This window comes from Streptomyces sp. NPDC059861, from assembly GCF_042731435.1.
Lineage (GTDB): Bacteria > Actinomycetota > Actinomycetes > Streptomycetales > Streptomycetaceae > Streptomyces.
The window spans coordinates 1-19,040 of sequence record NZ_JBHWJQ010000068.1 but is presented as its reverse complement, the minus strand read 5'-3'; the positions used below and the strand labels follow the sequence as shown (position 1 = coordinate 19,040).

The window sequence follows — 19,040 nt, the reverse complement described above, 5'->3', positions numbered from 1 at the left end:
GGCGTAGACGGCCACGCTCGCGATCCCGGCGTCCCGGCAGGCCCGGGCCACGCGGACAGCGATTTCGCCACGGTTGGCGATGAGCACCTTGCGCATGTCAGGACACCCGGGCCGCCGCCGGCGGCTCGCCGGCCCGGCTGAACCGGCCGGCTCCGGTCTCCAGCGGACCCAGCGATCCGTCGAAGAAGATCAACGGTTCCTGGCCGTGCTGGGGGACGCCCAGCTCCACGACTTCGCCGACGACGATGTCGTGGTCGCCGGCCGCGTGCACGTCGACGGTGGTGCAGGCGATGTAGGCCAGCGCCTCACTGAGCGCGGGCAGCCCGTCCCCGGTGAAGTGGTGCGGGACTCCCGAGAACGCGTCGGGTCGCTTCTCGGCGAAGTAGCGGGCCAGCGGCTGCTGCTGCCCGGACAGGAAGTTGACGGTGAAGCCGCCGCTCTCCTGGAGCAGGTCGTGCAGCCGGGACTGCTTGTGCAGGCAGAACAGCACGAGCGGGGGGTCCAGCGAGACGGAGGTGAAGGAGTTCACGGTGGTGCCCTCGGCCCGGCCGCTCGGCCCGGTGGAGACCACCGTGACGCCGGTCGTGAACAAGCCGCACACGCGGCGCAGACTCAGCGGCTCGATGGGCTGTCGCTCAGGGGTGCGGGTCAGCGACCGCGCTGCTGCGGACATGCTCATCCCTTCCGTGGGGGTGTCGTGGGTGTGCCGCGCGGGTCAGAGGAGCTTGCGCACCTTGGAGCCGGCCTTGACGATGCCGAGCAGGAACTCCCGGCCGACGTCGTTCATCTCCGAGGGAGCCTGCACCGACGCCCAGAACAGGAAGCGGGCCATCGTCGGCACCGAGGGGTAGATGAAGCGCTGCTTCTCGTCCTTCCAGCCGAAGACCGGGTTGACGATGGGCGAGTCACGCAGGGTGGCGAAGATGATGTCGGCGGCCTCGTCGCCGGTGATCGCGCCCGCCTCGTACTTCTCACAGGCCTCGGCGGTGGTGTCGAGGATCCGCTTGAAGGAGTCGGACTGCGGCCACCACAGACCCGGGTACGGGACCTGCTCCAGCTCCTCGAAGTGCTCCTTGCGGCCGTCGCGGGCGTGGTTCAGCCGGGCCCGGGTGAGCCGCATCGTGCCGGGGGTGATGAAGGAGCCCCACACCCGGAACACCGCGTTCCAGAGGCGGAAGTGCGAGAAGGCGATGAAGGAGCTGTTGACCAGTTCGTCGTTGTACTGGAGCAGGCCCTGCTCCAGCCGCTCGACGTACTCGAAGCGCTCGGCGGAGAAGTCGCCGTCCTTCAGCGCGACCAGCAGTCGGGAGGTCAGCGCGTCGACCACCTCGAAGGTGTTGGACAGCCCCCGGGAGTACAGCGCGTCGATGAAGCCGGCCGCGTGCGACATCAGGCACCAGCGGTCGCCGATGGTCTGCTTCGAGGAGTACTGGAGCCGGTCCGTGGACACCCACTCGCGCACCCGGGTCGCGCCGTCGAACTGACGCTTGACCGCAGGGTACTTGTCGAGCCAGAGCTGGAACTCCTGCTCCGGGGTGAGGTCCTTGGGTTTGGGGTAGGTGCGCTCGTCCACGGTCAGGCCGACGCTGCACAGCGGGTTGCGGGACTTCTCGTGGTTGTCGAACGGGATGATCCAGAACCAGCCGCGCTCGATCATGTGGTGCAGGGTGCCGGTGTGCCAGTCGGCCGGCGGGCGCAGGTCCTTGGGGTGGCCGCTGACGTCGTCGAACCGCTTGATGCCGACGTAGTGCGTGAACATCGAGCGGCTGTGGTGCTTGAACCGGGCCGGCTTCTCCCGCAGGTCGAACTTGTCGGCGAGCGGCGAGCGGAAGCCGGAGGCGTCCACCAGGTACTTGGCCCGGTACCGCTCGGGCTGGGCGTTCGGCGCGGCGCTCCGACCGGTCACGGTCACGCCGTCGTCGTCGAAGTCGACCTCGCTCGCGCGCCAGTTCTGCCGGGGTGTGCAGCCGTACTTGATCGCCACGTGGAACATGAACGAGTCGCTGTCCTGGCGGTGCATGTGGCTGTTCTGGTGGAAGATCTTGGGCAGCGCCAGCTGGGTGGCCGCCCGCGGGTCGGGCTCCTGGCCCACCTCGTGCTTGATGAAGCCGAAGTGCGCCTTGGTGCCGAAGGTCGGGCCGATGTCACGGGTGGACGCCTGGACGCTGGACAGGCTCTTCAGCTCGGGGATGTCGTGCCGCTCGGAGAGGATGTGGATCCACTCCACGAGCTGCGGGGTCATGGACTCGCCGACGGCGAAGCGCGGGTGGGCGGTCGCGTCGACCAGCAGGACCCGCGCACCGTGCTTGGCCAGGATCGCGCCGGTCACGGAGCCGGCCAGGCCCGACCCCAGAACGACGACGTCGAACGTCATCTCCTCCGGTATGGGGGCCGATTCCGTCGCGCCTTCGGTCATCTTCGTGACCATCAACTGTCTCCTTCTTCGGGGCGGAATACCGCATGAAAAAAGGCCCTTCATTCGAAGAATGAAGAGCCGTGGAAAAAGGCGTGAGGTAACCGCTGAATTAAGCGTGACAGGTTTTGGCCAGAGGGTCAACCCCTGGCCGATACGGTCGACTTGGTGTTTACGGAAAGATCGCTTCCGGAATTCCCGCCGGATTGCCCGTCGGAATGCCCGCCGGATCGCTCGTCGGGATTCTCCGCCGCCTCCAGCAGTTTCAGCAGCAGTGCCCGCAGTTCGTCCTCGCCGCCGGGGCCGAGCATGGCGGCCACGTCGTGCGCGAGTTCGTGCACGGCCGCGGTGATGACGGCGAGCTTCTCCCGGCCGTGGTCGGTGACCTCCAGGGCGTAGCGGCGCCGGTCGTGGGCGTCGCGGCCGCGGCGGACGAGCCCCTGCTTGACGAGTTCGTCGACGAGCTGCGAGGCGGCCGGCCCGGTGATGGCGAGGAACTCCGCGAGCTGCTGCTGGGAGCAGGGCCCGGAGGCGACGAGCGCGGACAGGGGGCCGTAGTGGCGGACGCGCAGGCCGGTGCCGGTGAGCTTGTCGTCGCCGTGCCGGCGCAGCCGGAAGTGGGCCTGCGCCACCAGGTACTCGGTGCCCTGCACCAGCGGCTGCGCCGACTCGGGCAGCAGCCTGGCGAGCAGTTCGTCGAGCCGGGCGGTCTCCTCACGGGTGAGGGCGGCGGTCAGGTGCGCGTCCCGCTCGGCGACGGCCCGGCGCATGGAGCCCAGGGCGGTGCGGCCGCGGTCGGTCAGGGAGAGCACGTACTGGCGCCGGTTGTCGGGGTTGCGGGTGCGCTGGACCTCGCCGCGGGCCTCCAGGCGGTCGATGACCTGGACCATGATCGTGCGGTTGATGCCGAGCCGCTCGGCGAGGTCGAGCTGGGAGGCCCAGTCCTGGCCGGTGAGGGCGTCGAGGACGAGGAAGTCCCGGGAGTCGGCGTCGGTGCCGTCGGGGGTGGCGGAGAACTGCGCGTGGACCCGGCGCAGGAGGTAGCTGACATAGCCCGCGAGCGACTCCGGGAGGGCCCCCGGGACCTCGGCGGTCTCCTCGGTCCTCGTGAGGGGAGCCGTCGGACTCACCGGGCTCGCCGGTTCCTGGACCTCGTCGCGTGCACGCCGCAAAACAGCACCTCCTGCCCGAGTATAAGTGCGGTGCACCCGCCGTCCCCTCGGGTGCACCGCGGTCTGGAAATTCAGCGGGTGACGTCGTCCCGGACGAGTTCCAGCACCGTCCGGACACCGGCCGCCTGGCTGCCGGCCTCGAAGACGCCGGTCGGCTTCAGGCCCGCCCGGGCGGCGAGGCGGACGAGCTCGTCGACGCCGCGCTCCACGCCGGCGAAGTAGGCGAGCATCCTCAGGTCCATGGCCGTCTCGGGGTTCTCGCCGGTCTCCTCGATGACCAGGATCCGCCCGCCGTCGGTGACCGCGTCGGCGCAGCGGCCCAGGATGCGCAGGGCGTCCTCGTCGGACCAGTTGTGCAGGACGGAGGAGAGGATGTAGCCCCCGCCGCCGGCGGGCAGCTCGTCGAAGAAGCTGCCGTCGACGACGTCGGACCGGCCCTCCAAACCGAGCGCCCGGAAGTGGTCCGCCGCGCGGGCGGCGGTGGCCTTGAGGTCGACGACCGTGCCGCGCAGCGCCGGGTGGGCCGCGAGCAGCCCGCCGAGCAGGACGCCGCTGCCGCCGCCGAGGTCGTAGACGTGGCCCAGCGCGGACCAGTCGTAGGCGGTGGCGATCGAGGGCACGTCCCGGGCCAGGTTGTCGGCCATGATCGAGTCGAAGGACTCGGCCAGCGCCCGGTCGGCGGCCAGGTCCTCCCAGTACGGCACGCCGTAGCGGACGGGGTAGGCGGGTTCGCCGGTGCGCACCACGTGCGCCAGTTCGACGAGGCTGAGGTCGCCGCGGCCGAGGGCGCCGTCGAGGTCGACGAGCCGGTGCTGGCCGCCGGGGTGGCCGGAGCGCAGCTGCTCCCCGAGGCCGGTCAGTCCGTACCTCCCGCCGCTCAGGGTGAGGATCCCGACGGTGACGAGGTGGCGCAGGACCCGCTCCAGCGCCCCGGCGTGCAGGTACTCGGCCCGGGCGATGTCGTCGGCGGTGGTCCGGCCGGCCGCGATGTGGTCGGCGACGCGGTAGGTGGCGGCCACGCGCACGGCCATGGGGGTGACGAGGTCGGCGAGCTCCCACACGGCGAGGGAACGGTTCTTCGGACCACTGTTCGACGTGGGCTGCTCGGCCTGGGTGTTCCGCGAGGGCTGGGGCATCTCGGCGCCTCTTTCCGGGCTGGGTGTGGGGGGAGGGGTCCGGCGGCCCCGCCGCGGGGGAAGAGGCGGGGCCGCCGGGGTGGGTCACAGCGCGACGGGGGGCTGGGCCCCGTCCTGCTGCGGCTGGGGTGCCGACTTCGGCGCGGTGAGCAGCGCCGTCAGCAGGGCCAGCAGGTAGAGGGCGCCACCGAGCAGGAAGCCGTACGAGTAGCCGGTGGTCAGGGCGTCGGACGTGGTGGGCTCGGACTCGTTCTGCGTGATCACGGTCGCCGCCGCGGCCAGCGCGGCGAGGCCGATCGCGCCACCGATCTGCTGCGCGGTGTTGACGAGGCCGGACGCGGCACCGGTCTCCTGCGGCGCGACCCCGCGGACGCTGATGATGGTGACGGCGACGAAGACCATGCCGAGGCCGAGACCGGAGACCAGCTGCGCGGGCAGCAGCGCGACCCAGGGGTTCTGGTCCGGGGCCAGCAGGCTGAACCAGACCATGCCGAGGATGCCGACGGTCAGACCGACGGAGATCACGGTGCGCTCGGACAGCCGGGACAGCAGCTGCGGGCCGATGGCGCCGGCGGCGAGCAGCATGCCCACCGCGTACGGCAGGTAGGCGACGCCGGTGATCATCGGGTCGTAGCCCTTGACCAGCTGCATGTAGAGGGTCAGGAAGTAGAAGGTGGCGAGCATGCCCGCGCCGACCAGGAACATCACCACGTTGGCGCCGACGCGGCCCTTGTCGGCCAGCACACCGCCGGGGATCATCGGCGCCCGCGCGGTGCGCTGGATCGCGACGAAGGCGATCAGCAGGACCAGCGCGACACCGAGGGAGATCAGCGTGGTGGTGTCGTCGAGGCCTTCCTCACCGGCGCGGGTGATGCCGTAGACCAGGGCGCCGAAGCCGAAGGTGGCGGCGAAGGCACCCGGCACGTCGACCTTGCCGCGCTCGCGGCCGCCCTCGACGAGGACACCGGTGCCGACCAGGACGGCGAGGGCGATCGGGATGTTGACGAACATCACCCAACGCCAGTTCAGGTACTCGGTCAGCGCGCCGCCGAGCAGCAGGCCGACGACCGAGCCGAGGCCGCCCATCGCGCCGTACACACCGAGCGCCTTGTTGCGGGCCGGGCCCGCCGGGAAGGTGGTGGCCAGCAGGGACAGCGCGGTGGGTGCGGCGATCGCGGCGCCCAGACCCTGCAGCAGCCGGGCGGTGATCAGCAGTCCGCCGGTGGTGGCCAGGCCGCCGAGCAGGGAGGCCGCGGTGAAGATGATCAGGCCGATCCGGAAGACCAGCCGGCGGCCGAACAGGTCACCGGCGCGGCCGCCGGCCAGCAGCAGTCCGCCGAAGGCGAGGGCGTAGGCGGTGACGACCCAGCCGAGGCCGGCCTCACTGAGGCCGAGGGCGCTCTGCATGCTCGGCAGGGCGACCGCCACGATCGTGTTGTCCAGGACGAGCATCAGCTGTGCTGCGGCGATGACCAGCAGCGCGAGGCCGAGCTTGCCGTCCTTCTGCGGCGGTGCCGCGGCCCTGGGGACGGCCTGGGTGCGGTCTTGCAGCGACATGAGCTCTCTCCGATGTCTCTGGGTCGGGGGTGGTACGACGGGAGCCCGGGGGTGCGGGGAAGCGGAGGCACCCCCGGACGTGGGGGGCCGGTGTCAGCGGGCGGCGGAGCCGGCCCGGGTGCCCCAGATGTCCAGCGCCTCGTAGGCCGCGCGCCATTCGGTCTCGTAGGCGTTGCGCAGCGGCTCGGGCATCTTGCCGAGGATTCCGGCGAGCTTGGCGGCGGTCATGTCGTCGAGCAGCCAGGGCAGGTAGTACCGCGAGTCGTCGCCGACGCGGGTGCGCTGCTCGGCGCTGAAGGTGGCCCACTGCTCCGCGCTCATGGTGATGTCCATCAGCTGGAGCGCGTCCCGCTCCTCGTGGTCGAGGTGGCCGCCGAGCCGCGTGCAGAGGGTGTCGGTCAGGCCGCCGAGGCGCTCGAGACCGGAGTCGCGGTCGGCGAGGGCCGCGTCGATGTCGGCGAGCAGCGGGTCGATGACCGCGTGCTCGGCCTCCATGGCGTCCAGCAGGGCCAGCTCGTCGGGCTTGCCGGCCAGCGCCTGCTGCATCACGGGCCACACGGTGACGTCCTCGGACGTGTGGTGGATGGTCAGGAACTTCTTGAACAGCTCCCAGCCGACCGCGGTGCTCAGCACATGGCGGGGGTCCTCGTCGACCCGGGCCGTGATCCGCGCGATCCGCTCCAGCTCGCGCCGGAGGGCGTCGTGGATGGCGAACATCATCGTCATGTCGAGGTTCTTGAACTGCTGGCTCATCACTGTCTCCCTCAGTGCCTCGCTGCTGCGTTGCCGTAGTGCGAGAGTATCGTCAACTCACTTATCTATCAACATGTCCAACTAACAACCCTCCCAACCATCCACTAGCCAAGCAAGCGTGGAAAGAGCAGGTCAGGAGGCGGTTTCAGCGGGTTCCGGCGGACTCCAGGACCGGCTCTTCTTGTCCGGTTCTTGACGGGTCCTCGGCCGGATCCAGATCCCCCATGCCGCGGCGGATCCCGCTCAGCGCCGGCGAGGTCGCGGCCGTGGTGACCAGCGCCATCAGCACGAGGATCGTGAACAGGTCGGGGCCGATGACGCCGAGGCCTAGGCCGATGTTCAGCACCACCAGTTCGGTCAGACCGCGGCAGTTCATCAGCGCGCCGATGGACATCGCGTCGCGCCAGCGCTGGCCCGCGAGCCGGGCCGCGACCGAGCCGCCGCCCCACTTGCCGACGACGGCGACGACGAGCACCGCGCCCGCCCACAGCCACTGCGCCGAGTCGCCACCCAGCAGCGACACATCGGTCCTCAGGCCGGTGGACACGAAGAACAGCGGCAGCAGCACCGGCACGGCGAACGCCCGCAGCCGGGCCGCGGAGGCCTCGATCTTCCGCCGGCCCCGCGGGGTGATCACGCCGAACAGGAACGCGCCGAACAGCGCGTGCACACCGATCTCGTCGGTGGCGTACGCGCTCAGGCACAGCCCGCTGAACATCACGACCAGCACCACGCCGTCGGCGTACTTGCGCTCGGCCCGCCCCGCCCACCGGCGCAGCAGCGGGCGCACGACGTAGAACATGGCCAGCGTGAACGCCAGGGTGAAGGCGGCGGCGGTGAGCGCCTCCATCGGCGAGCCGCTCCTCGTCACCGCGACCACGGCCGCCAGCAGGCACCAGGCGGTCACGTCGTCCACCGCCGCGCACGCCATGGCCAGCGCCCCCACCCGGGTCCGGTACAGGCCCCGGTCGGTGAGGATCCGGGCGAGCACGGGGAAGGCCGTGATGCTCATCGACACCGCGATGAACAGCACGAACGCCGGCTTGTCGGCGCCGGCGGGGGCGAACGTGTCGTACATGCCGAAGGCCAGCAGGGTGCCCAGCAGCAACGGAACGGCGATGCTGGCCTGCGAGACGGCCACCGCCGTACGGCTGTGTCCGCGCAGCGCCTTCAGATCCAGTTCCAGCCCGACGAGGAACATGAAGGCGAGCAGCCCGATGTTGCCCAGCACACCGATGTAGGACAGGGCTGACTCCGGGAAGAGCCAGGCCTGCGCGCCGGGCCACAGCCAGCCCAGCAGCGAGGGACCGAACAGGATCCCCACGACGATCTCGCCCACCACGGGCGGTTGCCCGAGCCGCCGCACGAGCTGGGCACCGGCCCGGCAGGCCAGGATCACCGCGGGCACGGCTATCAGCAGATCGGGGAGGGGATCGGGAACAGCGGCCATCACACGTCTCCTGAGGAGGGTTCGGGGAAGGGAAAGCGCGCGGGTGTCCGGCGTCACCGACGGTTCGTCAGGAGGCGTACGGGCGTGCCGCCTTCGCCTCGCGCAGCGCGCGGGCCCACCACAGCAGCTGGTCGAGCATGAGCTTGACCGCGGATTCCGCGCCCTCGGGGTCGGCGGGGAAGCGGCCTTCGGCGTCGTAGTGTTCCAGAATCCTGGGGAAGGTGACGATGTCCTTCATCCCCACGCAGTGGAACTCGGCGAAGATCTGCCGCAGATGCTCGATCGCGCGCACCCCGCCGGCCGAGCCGAGCCCGTAGCCGACGAAGCCGACCGGCTTGGCCTGCCACTCGGACTGGAAGCTGTCGATCAGGGTCTTCAGCGGGCCGGGCACGCTGCGGTTGTACTCCGGTACGACCACGACGTAGGCCTCGGCACCGGTCAGCCGGGGGCGCAGGGCCGCCGCCGTCGGATCGTCGGCGTCGAGGCTCGCGGGCAGCAGGTGCTCGGCCACGTCGACGACGTCCAGCACCAGGTCGTCGCGGCGCGAGGCCACCCGCGCGAGCCAGCCCGCGACGTCCGGCGCGAGCCGTCCCTCCCGGGCCGAGCCCACGAGCAGCGTGACCCGCAGCGGGCGCGTCACCAGGCCGGACGTGCTCATCGCCGTACCGCCGATCTCGGCGCGGTCACCGGCGTCAGCGCCAGGAACTCCTTGGCGTCGACCCGGGAGAGGATGCGGCGGGTCAGGGCCGGCATCTTGGTGGTGCCGTCGTCGGTGAAGACGACCGGGTGGGTGACCTGGACCCGCCGGCCGCGGGTGGTGATCTCGCAACCGCCCGCCGCCAGCACGTTCTTGACCCAGTCGGAGCCCGGCCCGTACGGCAGTGTGATGATGATGTCCTCGCCGCGCCGGAACAGCTTCACCGGCGTGGCGAACTCGCGCCCCGACTTGCGGCCGCGGTGGTGCACCTTCCCGAACCCCGGCAGCCGGCTGAACAGCGGGCCCACCAGATGGTTGGCGAACTTCCGGTTGAAGCGGGCCACTTTCCTGTCGATCGGCACGGATCTTCCCTCCCTCTGAGCTGTCGGTCGCCTCTGAACGCCGGACGGGCGCCGCGCCGTCCACCGACGGCGGGCGCCCGTCCGGAACCGGGGCGTGGGTCAGGCGGCCGGCTTGCCCGCGCCGGGACCGCCGTTCGCACCGGCCGGCGTCAGGGGGCCGACCGCCTTGCCGCCGGACTTCAGGAAGCGCTCCAGGGTGAAGTTGTCGACGATGCCCCAGCGCTCGGCGATCCGGTCGCCCTCGAAGCGGAACCAGATGATCGCCTGGTGCTGCACTCGCAGCCCGGTCGCCGGGATGCCGATGAACGGGCCGGTGTGCTTGCCGTGCATCACCCAGCGGATCGCGGCCTTGTCGCCCATCGAGATGAAGTCGAGGATCTCGTAGCGGATCTCGCTGAACGCGGACTGCTGGATCTTGATGGTGTGCTTGAACGCCTCCGGACCGCGCATGGAGTCGTCGTGGCTGCCGTTGTTGCGGAAGTCCGCGGTCAGATAGCGGTCGGCGGCCGAGAGGTCACCGAGGTCCAGGCCCTCGTGGAAGACCTTCTCGATGACCTCGCGCTGCTGCTCGGCGGTGAGCGTGGTGGGCATGCGTCAGTTCTCCTTCGTCGCTGCTGTCGCTGATGCCGCTGACGCGGCCGCGGTGGTGTTCCCGCGTGTGTCGAGGGTCTTGACGTCGACCTGGGTCACGCCCCTGGGCACGGCGCCCGTGGTCCACGAGATGCGCAGCCGCAGCCGGTCGAAGCGCCAGCCGTCCGGCAGCCGCCGGGCCGTGCCGGTGAACCGCCCGCCGAGCTGGAAGTACTCGGAGGGGTCCGGCGGCAGGGGCGAGCCGTGGTGCACATGGGACGCGATCAGGCTCCAGCTGAGCTCGGCCCGGTCGCCGTCGAGGTCGACCGAGCTGTCGGAGCCGTGGTGATGGGTACGGCCCCAGCGCGCCATGATCACGGTGGTGAAATCGCCGACACCGAAGATGCCGTGGTGGCTGCCCACCGGGAAGGTCATCTCGATGTCCTCGGTGAACAGTGACTTGGCCCAGGCCTCGTCGAAGTCGCCCTCGTCGAGGCTGGCCAGATAGCGGCCGGCGAGCTTCTGCAGCTCGGCGAGGTCGGCGAGCCGGGCGACCTCGGTGGCCAGGGCGGCCGGATCCGCCGCCTGCGGGCGGGTCATGACACCCGGCGCGCTTCGGTGGTGGCGTCCGTCCCGTAGATCACGGCGTCGTCCGGACCGTGCACGACGGCCTTGCCCTCCCCGGTGAGCGTGTCACCGTCGCGGCGGGCGCTGATGTCGATCTGTATGTAGGCGGCGTGGTGGCCGTTGGGGCTGATCTGGGTGACGTCGAGGTTGAAGTCCTCGCGCAGGGAGAACTCCAGTTCGGTGTCGCTGGTCACGGTCCACGAGCCGGTGCCGGTGCTCTTCTTCGTCGTGACCGAGAGCGAACCGTCCGGCTCGAAGGTGACCGTGTAGTCGTCCACCTCGCCGTCGTGCGTGACCGTACCCGTCCAGCGACCGACGGGCGTCCAGGTAGAAACAGGCATCGACCACACTTCCTCTAGTCGGAGAAACGTCGGGGAAACAAAAAATCCGCATCCAGGTCGGGAACACCGACGTGAATACGGATTTCGAGTCAGGGCATGAAGGCGCCGGAAAAAGTGTGACACCTTGGCCCGAGCTTCGTCAACTCCGGTCTTTCGGCAACTGCTGATGAATGATCGGTGAACGGAAAAGAAGCAGCCCCCGCGGCCTGGGGGTCGGCCGCGGGGGCTGCTCAACGGGATCCCCGCACGGATCCGCGTTTTTCTCCATGATGGCTCTGACGGCCCGTCATGATGTCGGGTGGATAATTGTGAAGGCGTTATTCCCCGGCGCCGTTGCCGAAGATCGGGAATTACCGGGAATCGTCGCGACGGGCCAGCCTGAACAGTTCGTCCAGGTCGTACTCCGCCCGCTGCGGGCCGCCGTACCGGGTGATCTTCCGGCGGCTCGCCCACTTGCGGATGGTGGCCTCGGACACCCCCATCGCGAGGGCGGCCAGTTCCGTCGAGACCCTCCGTCGTCTCCGGTTCTCCTCCTCCGTCACGCGGCCTCACCCTTCAGCCGGTCGGCCACGCGCATCCACTGGTGCGGCGGCAGGGCGTGCCCGGCGTCGCAGGTGACATGGCTGGGTACCCGGCCGCCGCCCGCGGACATCACCCCGTGCAGCGCTCCGTCGCACCCGGGCTCCAGGCAGGACCCGAGCGGGAACCTGCGCACCTGGCCGGGACCGAACAGCTTGCCGAAGGCGGTGAGCAGTTCGGCGACCTCCTCGTCGAAGTCGATGGCCGCGGGGTGGCCGGCCAGCCACGGCAACTGCTGCCGCAGAAACCGCACCAGGCTGTCCATCCGGGGCTCCCGGGGCCGCGGTGCGCGGTCCCGCCGCTCGTCCACCACCAGCCGCGCCCACTGTGCGAGTACGTCGGCGACCTGGGCCCGCAGGGCCACCGCGTTGTCGTCCAGCACGATGCCCACGGTGCTGCGGCTGCCACTGACCCGCTCGCGCAGATGGGGCGTGGCCCGGGTGAGGGCCTGATCGCTCTCTTCGTAGAGTTCGAGCAGAGCGCGTAACTCCCGGTGCAGCCGGCCCACGCACTTGGCGCAGATCCGACCGCACAGGGGCACGCAGTCCCTGCTCCTGTGGTCGTCGGCGAGTTGCCGAACCTCGTGCATCCGAATCCCCCGAATCTCTGGGTTCTCCTGAGACTTCCTCCATGCTCGCGGTCGCCCCGACGCGCTTCAACGCAGGCCCGTTCAGGGTTTGGACAAGCATCTGCAGTTGTGTGAACGGACCGTCAGGGCAGTGTGAGACGGCCTGAATTCGTCGCCCGGCGGGACCGGAGGCCGGTGGTGCGCCCGGTGGCGTCCCCGGAGGGGCTGGTTCCGCCGTCGGGCCGGGTCCGGCAGCCTCCGGCAAGGCTTGAAGACTGGCCGATCCGTTTGATAAACATAGCAGAAGATACCGTTCGACCAGTTTTTTTAGACCACCCCTCAGACCCGCAGCGGACCGCTCCGACGCGGGCGGGCCACGGCGCTGGGAGACACCGATGAGGACCGTTCTGATCGTCGATGACGATGACGGCGTGGCCGAATCGCTCGCGCAGGCCCTGACCGTCCACGGGTTCGTGGCGCTGCGCGCCGCGACCGGGGCCGACGCGCTGGACCTGCTGGACGACGTGTCGCTCGTCCTGCTCGAACTGAGCCTGCCGGACCTGGCCGGGCACGAGGTGTGCCGGCGGATCCGGGAGCGCTCCTGCGTGCCGATCCTCGCGATGAGCGACCGGGCCGAGGAACTGGACCGGGTGATGGCGTTCCACATGGGCGCGGACGCGTTCGCGTACAAGCCCGTGGGCTCCTACGAGTTGAGCGCGCGCATCCAGGCGCTGTTCCGGCGCACCGGCAACTGCCCCTGGCACGAGAGTCACCGTGAGGAGCCGCGGGCCGTGGAGGAGCCCGTACAGGGCCTGACGTCCGCCCGGGACACGCTGAGCGCCGGCCCGCTGGGACTGGACCTGCGCACCCGGACGGTCGCCCTCGACGGCGAGGAGATCCCGGTCACCCGGCGGGAGTTCGACCTGCTGGCGATGCTCATGGAGGAGCCCGGCACGGTGCACCGGCGGCAGGACATCATGGCCCAGGTCTGGGACGAGAACTGGTTCGGCTCCACCCGCACCCTCGACGTCCACGTCGGCTCCCTGCGCAGCAAGCTGGGCAGCCGCGACTGGATCGAGACGGTACGCGGCATCGGCTACCGCCTGGTGATCCCTCCCAAGCCGTTGGCCCCGGCCCGCCGAACACCGGAAAGGACAGGAGGCTGAGCCTCCCGTCGGCACTCCCACAGCCGGCGCACGCCCACCCAGGGCCCCTGCGGCCACCCGACACCCTTCATCGCCGAGGGGCGCGCCCCTGGGGCTCCACACCCGGCCCAGCGGCCGCGCAGCCGACCCGCGTCCTCGGAGGCCGACCGATTCGTAGCGGCGCAGCCGCGAGGACATCCGCCCCGCGCGGACCGGCCAGGCGTCGGTGTGTGCGGGGCGGATGTGAGGCTCGTGGACACCCGTGGCACTTCGGCCGCGCCCGCGGACGCTCGCCCGGACGGCCCGCGGTGGCGCTACGGCTGCTCCGCGACGTCCCGCGAACGCCAAGTCGCCGCCCCGGGGACGTCCTCGCGGCGGGATGCGGTCGTCCTGCGTGCGCATGCGGTCGGGCGCTCCGGATGCCCCGGTCGCCCCCGCGCCGGGTACGCCAGGGTCCCCACGACCACCGCACCGCCCCCGGACCGGAAAGCCCCGTCCGCGCCCCCGCGCGTCCGCTGCCTCGTCGGCGGTCTGCGCGCGCCGCGCCGCAGGTGGCCGTGCCCCCTCCCCGCACCCCGCGGGAAGGGGGCAACCCCAAGGTGTTCAGGCGTGCTGGGCCGTCGTGTCCAGGATGGTGACCGTGCAGACGCCGGCCACGGTGCCGGCCTGGTGGAACTCCACCGTCAGGCTGCGGCGGCCCAGTTCGTCCACCGTCGGTACGGACGCCGAGACCACGCAGGGCGTGTCCAGCTCGACGTACCGGTGGAACGAGGCGTCGCAGCCGACCAGCAGGCCCTGCGGCAGCCCGAGGCGGGCCAGTGCCGCCTGCCGGGCGGCCTCCATGACGAGCATGCCCGGCACGTGGTCCACCGGGTGGTCGAACAGCACCGGGTGGGTGTGGTCGACGCGCAGCAGGTGCACCGCACCCTGGTCGTTGCCGGCCTCCCCGCCCGGCACGCCCAGCACGACGTCGAACTCCCTGCTACGGCCCACGAGTTCGGGCTCGACCGCCTGGATGAGCGTGCACGCCGGACGGGCCTCGGCCCGCTCGCCGCGCAGCCTGCGGTACACCGCCGGCGCCACGCAGTCGCTCGCGGCGTACCCGTGCCCGATGAGCGTGCCGTCCCGGTGCGCGAGCACGTCGCAGGCGAACGACACGACGTGCTCCCGCCGGCAGCGGATGTCCTTGAGCGTCACTTCGAGCACCACGTTGGCCGGCGCCCCGGCCAGGCGTGCCCCCTCCTCGGTGATCTCGAAGGAGGTGTGCTTGGTCAGGAACCGCTGCCCCTGCGGGATGCCGAGGGCCTGGTGGGCCAGGAGCAGCCCGGCCTGGCGTATCGATTCTCCCAGCACCATGGGGTCGTGCCAGCGACCCGCCACCGGGCCGTAGTAGCTGTGCCCGCGCGCCCATTGGGCACCCACGCGGTACACGTCCCGTCTATGGGGACGGACTCCCGTGATCAGGACCTCCGAGACCGCGGCGCGGTGCACGAGCCAGCGCGGCACCGTGCGTTCAAAGAGGTCGACCTCCCCGTTTTCGAGAGTTAAAAATTCCAGTCGGTCGGCTTGCACAAGTGCGCTCATCGTGTGCCTCCTGAGGCGCGAAAGGAACGCGGCCTTCCGCGAGCGGAACAGGACAGGGCTTACATGGGCCGCCGTCGTGCATGGCAACACCGCTGCCGTAAGCGTACTAGCTGACTGGTTTTTTTTCTCTGAGACATGGCAGTCTTTTACCAAGGGACTCGCGGCGGCGCCGGCGGGGGTGGGCGACCGCCACCGGACCGTCGACGGACAGGAGGTAGGCAAGTGGCCAGGGCCAGGCAGGAACGGGCCGAGATCACCCGGCAGGCGATCCTCGACGGAGCCGCGACAGCCTTCGACGCGACCGGCTTCGGCGGTACGAGCCTGAGCGACGTCGCACAGCAGGCGGGCGTCACGAAGGGCGCCCTCTACTTTCACTTCGCCTCCAAGGAGGCCCTCGCCCGCGCGCTGGTCGACGAGCAGTTCCAGTCCACCGACCTGATCGCCGGGGAGCTGATGCCGGGCGTGCAGACGGTGATCGACATGGGGCACCGGCTGGCGCACGGACTGCGCACCGACGTCCGGCTGCGCGCGGGGATACGACTGGTGGTGGAGTTCGGTTCGTTCGTCGACCCCGACCCCACGCCGTACAACTCGTGGATCAGCATCGTGCGGGACTGCCTGGCGCCCGCCCAGGGCCGCGGTGACCTCTTCCCGGAGATCAACGTCACCGACCTGGCGACGTTCGTGTGCGGCTCGTTCACCGGCCTCCAGCTCACCTCGTACGTCCGCACCGGTCGCGACGATCTGCACGAGCGGGTCACGGACATGTTCGGCTACCTGCTACCGGGCATCGTCCCGGCCGAGCGGCTCGCCGGCTTCCAGGCCGCCGGCTCCCCCAAGTGCCGTGCCGAGCTGGGGCTTCCGTCGCTGGACGACGACCGGCCGGCGGAGCACGAGCAGGGGCGGGGGCGGGAACAGGAGCTGGTGGCGAAGCACACCGACTGACCGGTAGGCGCGGGCCGGCGAGGTGCGCGCGAACGTGGCCCGCGCAGCGGGGCCGACGTGATGTCAGCTCCGGCCCGCGACAGCGGCCCCGCGCCTCACAGCACGGACGGGGCCGTGGTCCGTACCGCCCGCAGCCCGTCCTCCGACGCCAGTGCGGGCAGGGTCAGTTCCCACAGATCGGCGAGCCACGTCTCGCACTCGTCCGCCGGCACACCCAGCCAGGTGAGCGTCTCCAGCCCGGAGACCGCCGCCGCCACCGGCGTCCGCGCCGACGACTCCGCCACGGAGCGCCCGAGTTCACCGGCCCGGCGGGCCTCGTCGAGCAGACCGCCCAGCCGCCCCAGCCACTGCCCGTAGAAGTCCGGGGTGCCGTCGTCGCCGGGCGGCTCACGGCCGACAACGATGCCGCCGATGTCCCCCGGCTCCCGTTCCCGCGCGATCCGCACCGACGCGCGCACGAACACGTTCTCGCGCAGCAACCGCCCCAGCTCGTACGTCAGGTCGACGACGAGCTGGAGATACGTCCCGCCGGTCGCCTCCAGTTGGAGCACCGCGCGCTCCATGACCTCCCGGCCGCGTTCCTGCACGGCCATGGCGACCTCGTCCTTGGTGGAGAAGTGGAAGAACAGCGCTCCCTTGGTCACCCCGGCGTGGTGGCTGATGTCGGCGAGAGTGGCCCGTACGTAGCCGTGCCGCGCGAACTGCTCGGCCGCGGCGACCACCAGTCGTTCGACGGTCCGCTCGGAGCGTTTCTGTTTGCCTGCCATCCGACCGCTCCTCGAAGCAACCCGTTACACCTCCTGTATGGGTCCTTCATACGCCTCGGCACGGCAGGGGAACGCAAGCCCAGTGTCAGATAAACAAAAAGATTCCAAACCCTCACACTTCCCGGCCCCGTCGCACGACGGGGCCGGCCCACGGGAACCGGGCCGGCCACGTCCGGGGGCGTCAGTTCTTCACGGCGACGGCGGCGAAGCCGGCCGTGTCCTCACGGTTGGTCTGGTAGTCCGCGTCGGAGGCCCGCTCCTCGTCGGTCTCCCACTCGTTGACGGACACCACACCGGGTTCGAGCACGGTCCAGCCCTCGGTGGCCACGAACCGGGTGATCTCCGCGCGGGAGCGGGAGGCGAGGTCCACCCGGAGGTTCGTGTACAACTCGTCGACCGCGGCCCGCACCGGCGCGGAGACGTAGTCGGGGCTGGAGTGGGTGAGGATGACGAGGCTGCCGGGGGCCAGCGCCTCCTTGTAGCGCTCGACGGTGCCGTAGGGGTCCTCGGAGTCGAGGACGAAGTGCAGCAGCGCGCCGAACAGCACGGCCACCGGCTGGGAGAGGTCGAGCAGTTCCTTGACCGCGGGGGCCGACAGCACGGCCTGCGGGTCGCGGAAGTCCGCGTCGACGTAGGCGGTCCGGCCGTCCGGGGCCGCACCCAGGAGCCGGCGGGAGATGTCGCCGACGACCGGGTCGTTGTCGACGTAGACGACCTTGGCCTCGGGTGCGACCTCGTGCGTGGCGGCGGCGGCCGGGATGCCGCTGCCGATGTCCAGGAACTGGCCGACGCCACGCCGGGTGGCGGTGCGCACCGCCCGGTTGAGGAAGCGCCGGTTGGCGCGCGCCCCCAGCGGGCCGCCGGGCAGCAGCTTCACGATGCCGTCCGCCGCGGCGCGGTCCACCGGAAGGTTCTCGGAGCCGCCGAGGAAGTAGTCCATGATGCGCGCGGCGTGCGGAATCTGGTCGGGGGTCATGTTCTCGGGCATGTCCACACATCCTTGGTGAGGGGTCGGGTCTCGTGCGGGAAGGAGCCCGGGCAGGGCCGGCCGGCCGGCGAAGGGCAAACAGAAAAGGCGACATCCAGGACCGGTGACTACCGGGGGATGTCGCCTTTGTCATGCCGTTTCAGGGCAAAGGGGCTCCGCGAGGAAGCGTGACATGTGCACGCGTCCGATGTCAACGGAGGCTGGGCGTCCGCTCCACCGGGCCCACCGCCGCCTCCCTCCGGCGCGGCCGGCTGAGGTGCTTCATCGCGGGGCGCTCGACCAGCGCGTACAGCAGATACGCGAGGACGGTGGTGACGGCCCAGGCGAGCAGGCACAACCCGACCGCCTCGGCGAAGCTGTAAGGGGCGTGCCCGGCGAGGTACTTGGTGCCGCCGATCAGCACGGTGGCCTGGAGCAGGTAGAACGCGAACGACACCTCGCCGAGCCAGGTCATCACCCGCCCCCGGAACGGCGAGCGCCGCCCGCGGACGTCGGCGACAGCGGCGGCCGGGATGAGCAGGCCGAGCGGGATCACCCAGACCGCGGAAAGCGCGTACAGATAGGGCACCTCGAGCGCCACGGCGTACGCGGCGACGCACAGGAGCACCGCCTGCCACAGCCGTACGCCCACCCAGCGGTCGGTCAGCACGAGCCGGGCGAGCAGCATGCCGACCACGAACTCCATCATCCGCACCGGCGGCAGCTGGTACACGAACCAGTTCTGCACCTCGCTGACCTGCCAGCCCGGGACGCGGACCTCGCCGGGCAGCACGGCGTAGGCGAAGGCCGGTACGGCGATCACGGCGGCCACGAAGCCGGCGGTCCACCACCACAGCCGGGCCGGGGAGATCGCCTTCACCGCGCGGTGCAGCAGCGGGAAGCACAGGTAGAAGAGCAGCTCACAACCCAGCGACCAGCTCGGGGCGTTGACACTGAAGGACACCGCCGGGTCCCAGGACCAGGTCTGCAACAGCAGCAGGTTGGGCAGCCAGTGCTGCCAGGCGGTGGTGGTCGCGCCGGCGAAGACCAGCAGCGAGACCACGAAGGTGACGAGATGGTTGGGGTACAGCTTGACCAGGCGGCGGCGCATGAACCGGCCGGAGGTGTCCGTGGGGCGGGCGGACCAGGTCAGGATGAACCCGCTGAGGATGAAGAAGAACGACACCCCGAGCCCGCCCGCGATCCCGAACAGCCGGGCCGCGTCGTGCCCGCTCCGCCCGCCGAACGGGCTGAGCTGGGGGCTCGTGACGTGGTACAGGAACACGGCCATCGCCGCGTAGAACCGGAGTCCCGTCAGCGACGGCAGCCCGGCGAGAGAGCGTGCCCGCCCGGTACGGGCGGGCACCCGCGCCGGGGGGGGGGGGGGGGGGGTGGTGACCGATGGAT

21 protein-coding genes are annotated in these 19,040 nt (G+C 70.8%); 2 read left to right on the top strand and 19 right to left on the bottom strand.

The window, feature by feature from the left end; all coding sequences use genetic code 11:
* The 15 genes from ACFV6X_RS34815 to ACFV6X_RS34745 form a co-directional block, all read right to left on the bottom strand.
* On the bottom strand, window positions 1-96 hold a 96-nt coding region (locus tag ACFV6X_RS34815; protein ID WP_279617129.1), incomplete at its 3' end, for a biotin carboxylase N-terminal domain-containing protein.
* Window position 97: 1 nt separating this feature from the next.
* Window positions 98-673 (bottom strand): flavin reductase family protein, encoded by a 576-nt coding sequence (locus tag ACFV6X_RS34810; RefSeq protein WP_385390372.1) that lies wholly within the window; start codon window positions 671-673, stop codon window positions 98-100.
* Between the two features lie 42 nt (window positions 674-715).
* Window positions 716-2,428 (bottom strand): NAD(P)/FAD-dependent oxidoreductase, encoded by a 1,713-nt coding sequence (locus tag ACFV6X_RS34805; protein WP_385390371.1) that lies wholly within the window; start codon window positions 2,426-2,428, stop codon window positions 716-718.
* Window positions 2,429-2,553: 125 nt separating this feature from the next.
* Entirely contained in the window at window positions 2,554-3,585 is a 1,032-nt protein-coding gene (locus tag ACFV6X_RS34800; protein ID WP_385390370.1) for a MarR family winged helix-turn-helix transcriptional regulator, read from the bottom strand.
* A gap of 71 nt (window positions 3,586-3,656) precedes the next feature.
* Window positions 3,657-4,721: a methyltransferase gene (locus ACFV6X_RS34795; protein ID WP_385390369.1), complete on the bottom strand. Its 1,065-nt coding sequence runs from the start codon at window positions 4,719-4,721 to the stop codon at window positions 3,657-3,659.
* A gap of 84 nt (window positions 4,722-4,805) precedes the next feature.
* The gene (locus ACFV6X_RS34790) at window positions 4,806-6,278 is read right to left on the bottom strand and encodes an MFS transporter (protein ID WP_385390368.1); all 1,473 of its coding nucleotides are present in this window, start codon (window positions 6,276-6,278) and stop codon (window positions 4,806-4,808) included.
* A gap of 93 nt (window positions 6,279-6,371) precedes the next feature.
* Window positions 6,372-7,031 carry a hemerythrin domain-containing protein gene (locus ACFV6X_RS34785; RefSeq protein WP_385390366.1) on the bottom strand — a complete coding sequence of 220 codons (660 nt, stop codon included), beginning with the start codon at window positions 7,029-7,031 and terminating at the stop codon, window positions 6,372-6,374.
* Window positions 7,032-7,176: 145 nt separating this feature from the next.
* The gene (locus ACFV6X_RS34780; protein WP_385390364.1) at window positions 7,177-8,481 is read right to left on the bottom strand and encodes a cation:proton antiporter; all 1,305 of its coding nucleotides are present in this window, start codon (window positions 8,479-8,481) and stop codon (window positions 7,177-7,179) included.
* Window positions 8,482-8,548: 67 nt separating this feature from the next.
* On the bottom strand, window positions 8,549-9,139 hold the full coding sequence (locus ACFV6X_RS34775; RefSeq protein WP_385390362.1) for an NADPH-dependent FMN reductase: 591 nt from the start codon (window positions 9,137-9,139) through the stop codon (window positions 8,549-8,551).
* On the bottom strand, window positions 9,136-9,540 hold the full coding sequence (locus ACFV6X_RS34770; RefSeq protein WP_385390360.1) for a nitroreductase family deazaflavin-dependent oxidoreductase: 405 nt from the start codon (window positions 9,538-9,540) through the stop codon (window positions 9,136-9,138). Before ACFV6X_RS34770 ends, ACFV6X_RS34775 begins: the two co-directional genes overlap by 4 nt.
* Window positions 9,541-9,639: 99 nt before the next feature.
* On the bottom strand, window positions 9,640-10,131 hold the full coding sequence (locus ACFV6X_RS34765) for an ester cyclase (RefSeq protein ID WP_385390358.1): 492 nt from the start codon (window positions 10,129-10,131) through the stop codon (window positions 9,640-9,642).
* Window positions 10,132-10,134: 3 nt separating this feature from the next.
* Window positions 10,135-10,710: a nuclear transport factor 2 family protein gene (locus tag ACFV6X_RS34760; RefSeq protein WP_385390357.1), complete on the bottom strand. Its 576-nt coding sequence runs from the start codon at window positions 10,708-10,710 to the stop codon at window positions 10,135-10,137.
* Window positions 10,707-11,078, bottom strand: a complete 372-nt coding sequence (locus ACFV6X_RS34755; protein WP_365459083.1) for a dehydrogenase — start codon at window positions 11,076-11,078, stop codon at window positions 10,707-10,709. The genes ACFV6X_RS34760 and ACFV6X_RS34755 overlap by 4 nt, the downstream gene beginning before the upstream one ends.
* Before the next feature lie 350 nt (window positions 11,079-11,428).
* Window positions 11,429-11,620 (bottom strand): hypothetical protein, encoded by a 192-nt coding sequence (locus ACFV6X_RS34750; RefSeq protein WP_365459107.1) that lies wholly within the window; start codon window positions 11,618-11,620, stop codon window positions 11,429-11,431.
* On the bottom strand, window positions 11,617-12,246 hold the full coding sequence (locus ACFV6X_RS34745; protein ID WP_385390355.1) for a hypothetical protein: 630 nt from the start codon (window positions 12,244-12,246) through the stop codon (window positions 11,617-11,619). The genes ACFV6X_RS34750 and ACFV6X_RS34745 overlap by 4 nt, the downstream gene beginning before the upstream one ends.
* A 374-nt stretch (window positions 12,247-12,620) precedes the next feature.
* Between ACFV6X_RS34745 and ACFV6X_RS34740 the strand changes: the two genes are divergently transcribed.
* The gene (locus ACFV6X_RS34740) at window positions 12,621-13,391 is read left to right on the top strand and encodes a response regulator transcription factor (protein WP_385390353.1); all 771 of its coding nucleotides are present in this window, start codon (window positions 12,621-12,623) and stop codon (window positions 13,389-13,391) included.
* Window positions 13,392-13,973: 582 nt separating this feature from the next.
* Here ACFV6X_RS34740 and ACFV6X_RS34735 read toward each other — a convergent pair.
* Window positions 13,974-14,954 carry a ScbA/BarX family gamma-butyrolactone biosynthesis protein gene (locus ACFV6X_RS34735; protein ID WP_385390352.1) on the bottom strand — a complete coding sequence of 327 codons (981 nt, stop codon included), beginning with the start codon at window positions 14,952-14,954 and terminating at the stop codon, window positions 13,974-13,976.
* Between the two features lie 222 nt (window positions 14,955-15,176).
* Here ACFV6X_RS34735 and ACFV6X_RS34730 point away from each other — a divergent pair, with 222 nt between their 5' ends.
* Entirely contained in the window at window positions 15,177-15,899 is a 723-nt protein-coding gene (locus tag ACFV6X_RS34730) for a ScbR family autoregulator-binding transcription factor (RefSeq protein ID WP_385390351.1), read from the top strand.
* A gap of 95 nt (window positions 15,900-15,994) precedes the next feature.
* On the opposite strand, the gene ACFV6X_RS34725 is transcribed toward ACFV6X_RS34730, so the two are convergent.
* From ACFV6X_RS34725 to ACFV6X_RS34715, 3 genes are all read right to left on the bottom strand, one after another.
* Entirely contained in the window at window positions 15,995-16,666 is a 672-nt protein-coding gene (locus ACFV6X_RS34725) for a ScbR family autoregulator-binding transcription factor (RefSeq protein WP_385390350.1), read from the bottom strand.
* A 181-nt stretch (window positions 16,667-16,847) separates the two neighbouring features.
* Window positions 16,848-17,654 (bottom strand): SAM-dependent methyltransferase, encoded by an 807-nt coding sequence (locus ACFV6X_RS34720; protein WP_385390348.1) that lies wholly within the window; start codon window positions 17,652-17,654, stop codon window positions 16,848-16,850.
* A 190-nt stretch (window positions 17,655-17,844) separates the two neighbouring features.
* Window positions 17,845-18,999, bottom strand: a complete 1,155-nt coding sequence (locus tag ACFV6X_RS34715) for an acyltransferase family protein (RefSeq protein WP_385390346.1) — start codon at window positions 18,997-18,999, stop codon at window positions 17,845-17,847.
* Window positions 19,000-19,040: the final 41 nt, after the last annotated feature.

Excerpts from the sequence above, each read along its gene's own strand:
- ACFV6X_RS34740 (WP_385390353.1), top strand. The coding sequence starts at position 12,621 with ATGAGGACCGTTCTGATCGTCGATGACGATGACGGCGTGGCCGAATCG.
- ACFV6X_RS34775 (WP_385390362.1), bottom strand. The coding sequence starts at position 9,139 with ATGAGCACGTCCGGCCTGGTGACGCGCCCGCTGCGGGTCACGCTGCTC.
- ACFV6X_RS34805 (WP_385390371.1), bottom strand. The coding sequence starts at position 2,428 with ATGGTCACGAAGATGACCGAAGGCGCGACGGAATCGGCCCCCATACCG.
- ACFV6X_RS34760 (WP_385390357.1), bottom strand. The coding sequence starts at position 10,710 with ATGACCCGCCCGCAGGCGGCGGATCCGGCCGCCCTGGCCACCGAGGTC.
- ACFV6X_RS34725 (WP_385390350.1), bottom strand. The coding sequence starts at position 16,666 with ATGGCAGGCAAACAGAAACGCTCCGAGCGGACCGTCGAACGACTGGTG.
- ACFV6X_RS34780 (WP_385390364.1), bottom strand. The coding sequence starts at position 8,481 with ATGGCCGCTGTTCCCGATCCCCTCCCCGATCTGCTGATAGCCGTGCCC.
- ACFV6X_RS34745 (WP_385390355.1), bottom strand. The coding sequence starts at position 12,246 with ATGCACGAGGTTCGGCAACTCGCCGACGACCACAGGAGCAGGGACTGC.
- ACFV6X_RS34790 (WP_385390368.1), bottom strand. The coding sequence starts at position 6,278 with ATGTCGCTGCAAGACCGCACCCAGGCCGTCCCCAGGGCCGCGGCACCG.
- ACFV6X_RS34765 (WP_385390358.1), bottom strand. The coding sequence starts at position 10,131 with ATGCCCACCACGCTCACCGCCGAGCAGCAGCGCGAGGTCATCGAGAAG.
- ACFV6X_RS34810 (WP_385390372.1), bottom strand. The coding sequence starts at position 673 with ATGTCCGCAGCAGCGCGGTCGCTGACCCGCACCCCTGAGCGACAGCCC.
- ACFV6X_RS34735 (WP_385390352.1), bottom strand. The coding sequence starts at position 14,954 with ATGAGCGCACTTGTGCAAGCCGACCGACTGGAATTTTTAACTCTCGAA.
- ACFV6X_RS34720 (WP_385390348.1), bottom strand. The coding sequence starts at position 17,654 with ATGCCCGAGAACATGACCCCCGACCAGATTCCGCACGCCGCGCGCATC.
- ACFV6X_RS34795 (WP_385390369.1), bottom strand. The coding sequence starts at position 4,721 with ATGCCCCAGCCCTCGCGGAACACCCAGGCCGAGCAGCCCACGTCGAAC.
- ACFV6X_RS34785 (WP_385390366.1), bottom strand. The coding sequence starts at position 7,031 with ATGAGCCAGCAGTTCAAGAACCTCGACATGACGATGATGTTCGCCATC.
- ACFV6X_RS34755 (WP_365459083.1), bottom strand. The coding sequence starts at position 11,078 with ATGCCTGTTTCTACCTGGACGCCCGTCGGTCGCTGGACGGGTACGGTC.